Origin of the sequence: Halomonas sp. (assembly GCF_041689495.1) — a bacterium.
Classification (GTDB): Bacteria; Pseudomonadota; Gammaproteobacteria; order Pseudomonadales; family Halomonadaceae; genus Halomonas.
On sequence record NZ_JBDNGD010000091.1, the window covers coordinates 1 to 5,975 of the forward strand.

At 57.7% G+C, this 5,975-nt stretch carries 6 protein-coding genes; all 6 read left to right on the forward strand.

The window, feature by feature from the left end:
• The coding region (locus ACESMD_RS02920; protein WP_372610176.1) for a TAXI family TRAP transporter solute-binding subunit at nucleotides 1–813 on the forward strand (813 nt) is incomplete at its 5' end.
• Nucleotides 814–962: 149 nt separating this feature from the next.
• Entirely contained in the window at nucleotides 963–3,557 is a 2,595-nt protein-coding gene (locus ACESMD_RS02925) for a TRAP transporter permease (protein WP_372610178.1), read from the forward strand.
• An 11-nt stretch (nucleotides 3,558–3,568) separates the two neighbouring features.
• A complete protein-coding gene (locus ACESMD_RS02930; RefSeq protein ID WP_372610180.1) occupies nucleotides 3,569–3,997 on the forward strand; it encodes a universal stress protein in 429 nt (142 codons plus the stop codon).
• A gap of 101 nt (nucleotides 3,998–4,098) precedes the next feature.
• A complete protein-coding gene (locus tag ACESMD_RS02935; protein ID WP_372610182.1) occupies nucleotides 4,099–4,794 on the forward strand; it encodes a VWA domain-containing protein in 696 nt (231 codons plus the stop codon).
• 46 nt (nucleotides 4,795–4,840) lie between these two features.
• Nucleotides 4,841–5,569, forward strand: coding sequence for a molecular chaperone DnaJ (locus ACESMD_RS02940; protein WP_372610184.1), 729 nt, complete (start codon nucleotides 4,841–4,843; stop codon nucleotides 5,567–5,569).
• A gap of 92 nt (nucleotides 5,570–5,661) precedes the next feature.
• Nucleotides 5,662–5,975 (forward strand): DUF4397 domain-containing protein (locus tag ACESMD_RS02945; RefSeq protein WP_372610186.1); only part of this gene is annotated, 314 nt, incomplete at its 3' end.

Sequence of the window (5,975 nt, forward strand, 5' to 3'; positions counted from 1 at the left end):
CTGGAGGACACCAACATCAACATCAAGTGCAACGCGCCCTCCACCGGCGGGTCCGTGGCCAACATCAACGGCCTCAAGTCCGGCGAGTTGGACATGGGCGTGGTGCAGTCCGATGTCCAGTATCAGGCTTATAACGGTACCGGCAACTTCGAGGGCGATGCCTTCAAGGATCTACGTGCCGTCTTCCGGGTCCATGGCGAGCCGTTGACCCTGCTGGCGCGTGCGGATTCCGGCATCGAGACCCTCGATGACCTGGAGGGCAAGCGCGTCAACATCGGTAATCCCGGCTCTGGCCAGCGCAACACTATGGAAGTGGTCATGGATGCCAAGGGCTGGACCGAGGACACTTTCTCGCTGGCGTCTCAGCTCGGTGCCGCCGAACAGGCTTCGGCCCTGTCCGATAACAACATCGACGCCATGGTCTATGTGGTCGGCCACCCGAATGGTTCCATTCAGGAAGCCACCACCACCGTCGAAGCCCGTCTGATTCCGCTGAATGACGAGGACATCCAGGGCATCGTCAACGAGTATCCCTACTACAGCAGCTCCGTCATTGCCGGCGGCCTGTACAAGGGTAACCCGAACGATGTCGAGACCTTCGGGGTGGCGGCTACTTTCGTGACCACCACAGATGCCGACGAGGAAGTCATCTACCAGACGGTCAAGGCGGTCTTCGACAACTTCGATCGCTTCAAGCAGTTGCACCCGGCCTTCGAGAACCTGGATCCCCAGGAGATGGCCACCCAGGGGCTTTCTGCACCGCTGCATGATGGTGCTGCCCGCTACTATCGTGAACAGGGCTGGATCGAGTGATCCCGTCTTGATGGTTGTTACATTGAAGGAACTGATGCGCGGATGCTTGTAAGCATCCGCGCATTGCGTTGGTGATGCCGTTCCCTCGACTTTTCCAAGCGCAATAACACGATCAACAGCTAGCTGATCGACGGCGGATAGGGCTGACTATGACTGACGACAACACAAGATCTCGCGATTCGAGTGTCGATCTGGAGGACATGGTCGCCTCCAGTGACACGGGGGCCCGCAAACCAGCTGGTGTGCCCGGGAAGCTATTGGTGAGCATTGCGGCGGCATGGTCGCTGTTCCAATTATGGATCGCTTCTCCAGTGCCCTTCATGCTGGGTTTTGGCGTGTTCGGCGCCACGGAAGCTCGCTCGATTCACTTGGCCTTTGCGCTTTTTCTGGCCTACATGGCCTATCCGGCACTCAAGCGTTCGCCCCGCGATCACATCCCTATTCAGGATTGGGTGCTTGCCGCGGTGGCGGCCTTCTGCGGCGCTTACATGTTCATGTTCTACGAGCAGCTTTCCCAGCGCCCCGGTGCGCCGATATTGCAGGACGTGATCATCGGGGTGGTGGGGATCCTGCTGCTGCTCGAGGCGACTCGCCGAGCGCTTGGGCCGCCGCTGATGATCGTGGCATCGGTTTTTCTTATCTATAGCCTTGCTGGCCCCTGGATGCCCGGTATCCTCTCCCATGGCGGGGTCAGCCTCTATGGGCTGATCAATCACCAGTGGTTGACGACTCAGGGCGTCTTCGGCATCGCACTGGGGGTTTCGACCAGTTTTGTGTTCCTGTTCGTGTTGTTTGGTGCCCTGCTCGACAAGGCTGGGGCGGGTAACTACTTCATCAAGGTGGCGTTCTCGCTGCTTGGCCATTACAAGGGCGGGCCAGCTAAGGCTGCCGTGGTGGCGTCGGCCATGACTGGCCTGATCTCCGGCTCGTCGATCGCCAACGTCGTGACCACCGGCACCTTCACCATTCCGATGATGAAGCGTGTCGGCTTTTCCGCCGAGAAGTCCGGGGCTGTCGAGGTGGCGTCCTCTGTCAACGGTCAGATCATGCCGCCGGTCATGGGGGCAGCTGCCTTCCTGATGGTCGAGTATGTGGGTATTTCGTATGTCGAGGTCATCAAGCATGCCTTCCTGCCGGCGCTGATCTCCTATATTGCGCTGGTCTATATCGTTCATCTGGAGGCCCTGAAAGCCAACATGCAGGGTCTTGAAAGCAGCAATCCGGCCAAGCCGCTGTTGCACAAGGTGATCGGCTTTCTCGGTGGCCTGCTGCTGCTGATGGTGACGGCTCTAGTCGTCTATTACGGCCTTGGCTGGATCAAGCCGGTGCTTGGCGATGCGACACCCTGGGTGGTCGCGGTTGGCCTGACAGTTATCTATATCGCTTTGCTCAAGCTGGCAGCTGGTTACCCCGAACTCGAGTTGGATGATCCCAATCAGCCGATCTATTCGCTGCCGCAAACCAGGCCCACGGTGCTGGTAGGGCTGCAGTACATCCTGCCGGTGGTCGTGCTGGTCTGGTGTCTGATGGTGGAGCGCTTATCGCCGGGGCTGTCGGCCTTCTGGGCCACGGTGTTCATGATCTTTATCATTCTTACCCAGCGCCCCGTTACTTCGATCTTCCGGGGTCGCAGCGACATGAGCGCGGATCTGCGCGAAGGCGTCATGGATCTGTGGATTGGCCTGATCACCGGTGCCCGCAACATGATCGGCATCGGCATCGCCACTGCCACCGCTGGCATCATCGTAGGGGCCGTGTCGCAGACTGGGGTGGGGCTGGTATTGGCGGAGGTAGTGGAGATCCTCTCCATGGGGAACCTGATGCTGATCCTGCTGCTCACGGCGGTGCTCAGCCTGATTCTCGGCATGGGTCTGCCCACGACGGCCAACTACATCGTGGTTTCGGCGCTGCTGGCACCGGTCATTGTTCAACTGGGGGCGGAGAACGGCCTACTGGTGCCGTTAATTGCGGTGCATTTGTTCGTGTTCTACTTCGGCATCATGGCCGACGTTACGCCGCCGGTGGGGCTGGCGTCCTTCGCGGCGGCAGCCGTCTCGGGTGGCGATCCCATCCGGACCGGTTTTCAGGCCTTCTACTACAGCCTGCGTACCGCGGCGCTGCCGTTCCTGTTCATCTTCAATACCGACTTACTGCTGATCGATGTAACCTTCATGCAGGGCATCCTGATCTTCGTGGTGTCGACCATTGCCTTGCTGATCTTCGCCGCGGGGACCCAGGGCTTCATGATCACCCGCAACCGCTGGTATGAATCCATCATGTTGCTACTGATCGCGTTCACGCTGTTCCGGCCCGGGTTCTGGATGGACATGATCCATGATCCCTATGAATCCGTGCCACCCGTACAATTTGTCGAGGCCCTGGGCGATGCCGATGAAGACGCTACCCTGCGCTTGCAGATTGCAGGTCTCGATGCGTTCGGCGATCCCATGACCACCTATATGACTCTGCCAGTGCCGGATGGCGAGACCGGTCAGGAGCGGCTTGAGAACCTGGGCATGGAGTTGTTGATCAAGGATGGCACGGCGACCGTCGACATGGTGGCTTATGGCAGCCAGGCGAAGAATCTTGGCTTCGATTTCGACCAGGAAATCATCGAGGTGCTGTCCCCTGTAGACCGCTGGACCAAGGAGTTGATGTGGATTCCTGCCTTCCTGATCTTTGGACTGATTGTAATGTTACAGCGCCGTCGCCGTGATAAAACGGCGGCTACCGCCACTGCCTGAGGGAGTTAGCCATGTACAACAAGATCATGTTGCCAGTGGATCTCAACGAGGATGCGTCCTGGTCGAAGGCGCTTCCCACGGCCTTGACGCTATGCAGAAGTTTCGACGCCTCGTTGCATCTGGTGACGGTTCTGCCGGATTTTAACATGCCGATAGTGGGGGCTTATTTTCCCAAGAACTTCGCCAAGAATGCCCATGAGGCGATAACCAAAGCTCAGCACGCCTTCATCAAGGCGAACGTGCCCGCGGATATACGAACGCAGTGTGTCGTCGTCGATGGCTCACCCTGGGAGGCGATCATCAATGTAGCCAAAAAACTCGAGGTTGACCTGATCGTCATGGCGTCCCACAACAAGCGTAAATTCGCCGATTATGTGCTGGGTCCCAACGCCGAGCATGTGGTGCATCATTCCAAGATGTCAGTGATGATTGTGCGCTGAACTTAATTGCGCCCCCCTTCCCCAGGGGCCTGTGAATTGCGCCGCCTTTCCCCTAAGCTTGAGTTAATACATTGGCAGGGCTAGGTGGTTTGCAAAAGCATATGTCCGACAAAGAGCTCGATACCAAATCCGATAAGCAGTCGATCGACCAGTTTATCCATCAGGTCCGCAAGTTGCCCAAACAAAGTGGAGGGCAGGGCAGACTGATTTTTGCACTGGATGCCACGGCCAGCCGGGAGGCTACCTGGGATCAGGCTTGCCACTTGCAGAGTGAACTTTTCATGGCGACCAAGGATTTGGGCGGCCTGGCCATTCAGCTGTGCTACTACCGTGGTTTTGGTCAATTGAAGGCCACGGAGTTTGTCAGCGAGACCAGCCAACTGCTTAACCTGATGAACGGCGTTTCCTGCCTGGGCGGACGTACCCAGATTAGCCGGGTGTTGGCGCATGCCAGGAAAGAGACCAGGGCAAAGGCCGTCAAGGCCGTGGTGTTTATCGGGGATTTCTGTGAGGAGCCGGTGGACGAACTCTGCCATATTGCTGGGGAACTGGGCATGCTACGAACCCCGGTGTTTATGTTCCATGAGGGTACCGATGCGCATGCCAGGGCGGCGTTCCAGCAGGTGAGCAAACTGTCGGGTGGCGCCTATGCACCGTTTGATCGCAATAGCCCACAGGTGCTTAAGGATCTTATGGCCGCTGTTGCGGTCTATGCTTCCGGTGGAGCCAAGGCATTGCAGGATTATTCCGGCCGCAGCGCCCCAGAGGTTAAGCGCCTGACTCAACAGCTCAGATAGCGCTTATTTCAATGAACCGGTGGGCCATCTGGCCCGGAGTATCCGAGTGCCACTAACGCTTCTGGTTGTCGTAATGGCGGTTGTTGCATGGTTCTGGCTGCGCAACCAGCCGGCCAGTCAACGCAAGCCGGCTATTCTCAAGCTGGTATTGGTTTCCGGTATCTTGATGGTGGTGCTTTTAGCCATTACCGGCCGCTTGTACATCGTGTTTGCCTTGCTGGCTTTCCTGTTCCCCCTGCTTCGTCGTGTGTTGCCATCCTTGCTGATGGGTCGGATGTCGGGCTTGGGAACGGGTGACGCAAGCGCTAAACCAGGCAACCAATCTCATGTTTCCAGCAATATTCTCAAGATGACCCTGGACCATGACTCCGGAACGATGAGCGGTGAGATTGTGGAGGGCCCCATGGCCGGCCGGGCGCTGGCGGATATGGGCGAGGATGAATTCATCGAATTATTGCAATACTGTCGGGGCCAGGACGAGGATTCCGCGCGGCTCCTGGAAACCTATCTGGACCGTCGGTTCGGGGACTCCTGGCGCACTGACGACCCGGCTGGCGATGACAGCGCGGAGGAAAGTGAACCTGAAAATTCAAGCAGTGGCGGCGCTCTGAGCGATAGCGAAGCCCTCGATATCCTGGGACTGGAGCCCGGTGCCAGCCGGGATCAGATCATCCAGGCTCACCGTCGGGTGATGCAGAAAATGCATCCGGACCGTGGTGGGAGTAACTACCTGGCCGCCCGTGTTAATGAAGCCAAAGAGCGACTGCTGAGTTAAGGTACCAGGCGCAGCTCGTACTATCCGGGTGTTTCGATGGTTCCAGCAGTTCGTCAATATCAACAACGTCACTACCAACAACTCAGGTGCGCGTGCTTCACGGCGTATCGGATGCTCCCCTCGTTAACATAGGTATCAATGGCGCCAATGCGATAGAGGGAGCTGACTATAAGGATGCAGGCGTACTCAACCCGGAAGTTGGCACCTATGATGTAACCGTGAACGGCATATTGCCGGGCGGTGACACCACAACTGTGATTGGCCCTGCCAGCCTGATGTTTGCAGAGGGCATCAACTACGACATTATTGCCTCGGGTAACCTCGGAAACGACTCCATTGCGCCGATTATTCTTGAAGACGACGGCGAGTTCATAGATGCCAGCATGGCACGCCTGCGTGTCGTTCA